Raw genomic sequence first — 3,998 nt, forward strand, 5'->3', positions numbered from 1 at the left:
GCTTGGGGTGATATTGGAGATAGAAAAAAATGATGGTTATATTGAATCAAAAGGTATTTTCTTTCAGGTTTATGCACCAGAAGAAATACAAAAATCTTATCTTAGTACTGTACAGAAAATAAAAACAGATTTTAGAAAACTTAAAAATAATTGGCCATCTGTTAAGGAATTTTATTTTGTTGTTAATGATAAATATAAGGGGGTTAATGCAGATTGTGAACAGGCTTTAAAAGCTATAAAACAGAAATATCAGTTAAAAGGTACAGGATTTAAAACTGCTTCTAATTTAGAAGAATCGTTGTTTTTATTAGAAGATGATCAAATTTTTTCTATAATTGGATGTCCACCTGATCCAGAAAAAATTTCACTGGATTACTCTGTTTTAAACGAAGTAATTGGGCATCTTATGAAATTACCTTTGCCAACAGTAGAATACAATTCAATTGTTTACCCTGATTGGGACAATAAAATTCAATTTAATGGTTTAACAGGACTTCCATCTCAATATTTAAAGACTGCTTTTTATCAAGTTACTTCTCTTGATAAGTATTTAAATAATGAAAGTAATTTCTTTGCAGAAGAGGTTAAAAATAAAATTAGAGAGGTATACATAGATTTAAAAAGTGACTATTCTGATGATGTATTGTTTTGGGAAATTATTAATAAAATTAGCCCTCAACAGAAGCCCCCTTTTCAAACTACCGTTATTATACTACTAGCTAAATATTTTGAAACTTGTGATATTTTTAAGGAACCAGAATGATATTACCAACAAAACACATTAATTTTTCTCAATCATTACTAGGGTTAGGCTCTTATGTTTTGTTGCAACTTCAGTCGCCTAAAAGTATCGATGAACTTTGGGAAAAATATGAAGTAGATTATGAAAATAGAATTTATTTAGCTAAACACAGTTTTGATAATTTAATTATGACCCTGCTATTTCTATATAGTATTGGCAGTGTATTGGAAAAAGATGGGGTAATAAAAAAATGCGTTTAATTTCACTAACATCTAACAAAGAAACATTTAAGAGTATAATATTTAATAGAAATGGTGCTAGTTTTATTGTTGCAAAACAAAATACTCCAGAGCAATTTGACAATACTAAAACATACAATGGCGTTGGAAAATCATTATTAGTTGCCTTGATTAATTTTTGTCTTGGCGCCAGCACAAAAAACAAGATCACAAAATCGTTGCAAGAAAAATTATCTGATTGGCAGTTTTTCTTAACGATTGAAATAAAAGATAAATCTTACACAATAGCAAGATACGCAAACTCCCCTAATGAAGTTAAGTTAAACGATGAAAACCTTTCTGTAACTGAGTTTTGTAAAAAATTACAAAGTTTGTGTTTTAATATACCGTCAGATACTAAATATTTGAGCTTTCGTTCCTTGATTCCATTTTTTATTAGGCCGTCAAAAAAATCCTATGTTCAGTACAATGAGGCAGAAATAGTAGGCACAGGCGCACCTTATCAAAAACAACTTTACAATGCTTTTTTGTTAAATCTTGATGTGAATTTATCACAAGCCAAAATGCAGACTAAAAAAGAAATAGCAACAACAAACAAGTTGCATGATAACATTAAAAACGATTTGATTTTAAGGCAATTTTTTGAAGGATACCAAGACCAAGACTCATCGTTAGTATTGGCAGATTTAGAAGAAAAAATTAGAAAACTAGAGAAAGATTTAAAACAGTTTGAAGTCGCAGATGATTATTATCAAATAAAACAAGAATCTGATGAAATAAAAAGAACAATAGATAAGATACAAAATAGCATTGAACTTAAAAAAAATAGCATAAAAAACATTGAACAAAGTTTAAAAATTAGCCCCGATGTAGATATAAAAGACATAAAAAATATATTCAATGAATCAAAACTTATTTTTCAGGAAAATGTAGAAAAACAATTGTCTGAATTGGAAATTTTTTATCAGTCTTTAACATGTAACAGAGGTAGGAGACTACAACAACAAAAACAACTAATTTTAGACAAAGTAACAACGCTTGAAAAAGACTTTACTGCGTCTAAAAAAGCCCTTGATAACAAAATGAAATTTCTGGATGCACATCAAGCCCTAGATATTTTTACTAAAATGAGTGCTAATCTTGCTGAATTAGTACAAAATAAAGAAAAATTACAGAGTTATGAAAAATTACAGCATGACTACGATCAGAAAAAACTATCATTAAAAGCAAATTTGACTTTACAATCAAGACAAACAATTGACTACTTAGATGGTGTAAAAGAAGATATTGATAAAATTATGGAATATTTTAGGGAATTAGCAAAGCGCTTTTATCCTGATGCATTATCTGGAATTACAGTAAAAAATAATGATGGATTCAATCAAATTAGATACGATATTGAAGCTAAAATTCAATCTGATTCTTCTGATGGAATTAATAGTGTTAAGCTTTTTTGTTATGACATAACTATTCTAATGCAAGGCAAAAATCATTCTATGAATTTTATCTTTCATGATAGTAGATTGTTTAGCGATATTGATGAAACACACTGCAGTGAATTATTCAAAATAGTTCAAAATAAATTTTCGGATAAACAATACATAGCTAGCATCAATCAAAATCAATTAAATACTTTATCTGGCAGTATGAAAAAATTTGTTACACAAAATACGATTAAAGAACTTACTGATGATTCAGATAATGGTAAGTTGTTAGGCATTACTGTTGAGTTAGAATATGATTAATGAAATAACCATATATTAAATGTGAATTGTATAAATTCTGACTCCTTGATTTTTTCATGCAATAAAGTGAAATTGATAAATGAGTGATCATGAAATTAATAAAACAAGAAGTTTTATTAAAATGCTTGCTCCGACAGCAAATTTTGATTCGGTTCTATCTTTTTATTATGATGAAACGAATAATATCAGAAAGTCTTATGTAGGGGAGATGGGCTTCAATAGCCCAGTTACAGCAAATTTTGTGTTGGGCGGTTTAGTTCATGAAGGGATGGCTCCAGATGTTGCGCCTCTAATTAAAAGTTTCAAATTACAAAAGACTACTAAAGAGGTTAAATTCAAGCATATTGCAAAAGGCAGTTTTCTTGACTGTCTGAAATCTAACAAATTAAAACTGTTTTTAGAGTTTATTGAGAGCAGCAACTTATATGTTCATTATTCAAGTATAAACATTCTGTATTGGGCAATTGTTGATATTGTTGATTCGGCAATTGCAAATTCTGAAGCGAGTCAAAAATTAGGACCTCCGTTTTCCGAGTATTTGAAAGATGTTTTATACAAACTATCAAAGCTTGAGATTGATTCGATTACTGAGGTTTTCTACTATTTTAAATATCCAAATATAAAGAAAAAAGATGTTTCTTCATTTATTGAGGCTTTAACTCATATCTTTAAAGATTACATTGACACAGAAGAGTTTCATTTCGGTTTAGAATCTTTAAGGCAGATTTTGAAAGAAGCAAAAAAAACAAACTCATTGCCATTTATTATGGAAGGGGATGACTATATAATAGAAGATTTTTCGGAGTTTTATCTAAGACAAATTTATTTATTTAAATATTCAACACATACTTTTGACAATGAAAATTCTATTTCTAGAATACTTAATGGTTACAAAATCTTAGATAAATCTATAGAAATTAAAAATTATTCATTCGTGGATTCACAGACAAATCAATTGATTCAACTTTCAGATGTTTTTGTTGGTCTTATGGGAAAGTTAACTGTTTATTTTAATACAAGCACTAAAGAGAAAATAGATAACGATTTTTGTTCATTGTCCATGATTCAAAGAGCAAACATAGATTTATTGGTTGATGTAATAGAGAAATCACATAACAAAAACATAGGTTTTTTGCATTCAATAGACGGAAACGAAGAAAGATCAAAAATGGATGTAATTAGTCAACCCTTAAAAACCACACAAAACATTGATTTATAACAATAAAACTAACAATAACCCTAGATAAATCAACCAACTTTTGTTAAAATACC

4 protein-coding genes are annotated in these 3,998 nt (G+C 28.5%); all 4 read left to right on the forward strand.

Translation table 11 applies throughout. From position 1 onward, the window contains the following. The coding region (locus BAZSYMA_RS02495) for an ABC-three component system protein (RefSeq protein ID WP_090715288.1) at positions 1–763 on the forward strand (763 nt) is incomplete at its 5' end. Next, on the forward strand, positions 760–1,002 hold the full coding sequence (locus BAZSYMA_RS02500) for an ABC-three component system middle component 6 (RefSeq protein WP_090715290.1): 243 nt from the start codon (positions 760–762) through the stop codon (positions 1,000–1,002). The genes BAZSYMA_RS02495 and BAZSYMA_RS02500, both read left to right, overlap by 4 nt. After that, on the forward strand, positions 993–2,726 hold the full coding sequence (locus tag BAZSYMA_RS02505) for a DUF2326 domain-containing protein (RefSeq protein ID WP_090715292.1): 1,734 nt from the start codon (positions 993–995) through the stop codon (positions 2,724–2,726). The genes BAZSYMA_RS02500 and BAZSYMA_RS02505 overlap by 10 nt, the downstream gene beginning before the upstream one ends. 79 nt (positions 2,727–2,805) lie before the next feature. Next, positions 2,806–3,945 carry a DUF3800 domain-containing protein gene (locus BAZSYMA_RS02510; protein WP_241502525.1) on the forward strand — a complete coding sequence of 380 codons (1,140 nt, stop codon included), beginning with the start codon at positions 2,806–2,808 and terminating at the stop codon, positions 3,943–3,945. Positions 3,946–3,998: the final 53 nt, after the last annotated feature.

This window comes from Bathymodiolus azoricus thioautotrophic gill symbiont (assembly GCF_001298715.1).
Taxonomy (GTDB): domain Bacteria; phylum Pseudomonadota; class Gammaproteobacteria; order PS1; family Pseudothioglobaceae; genus Thiodubiliella.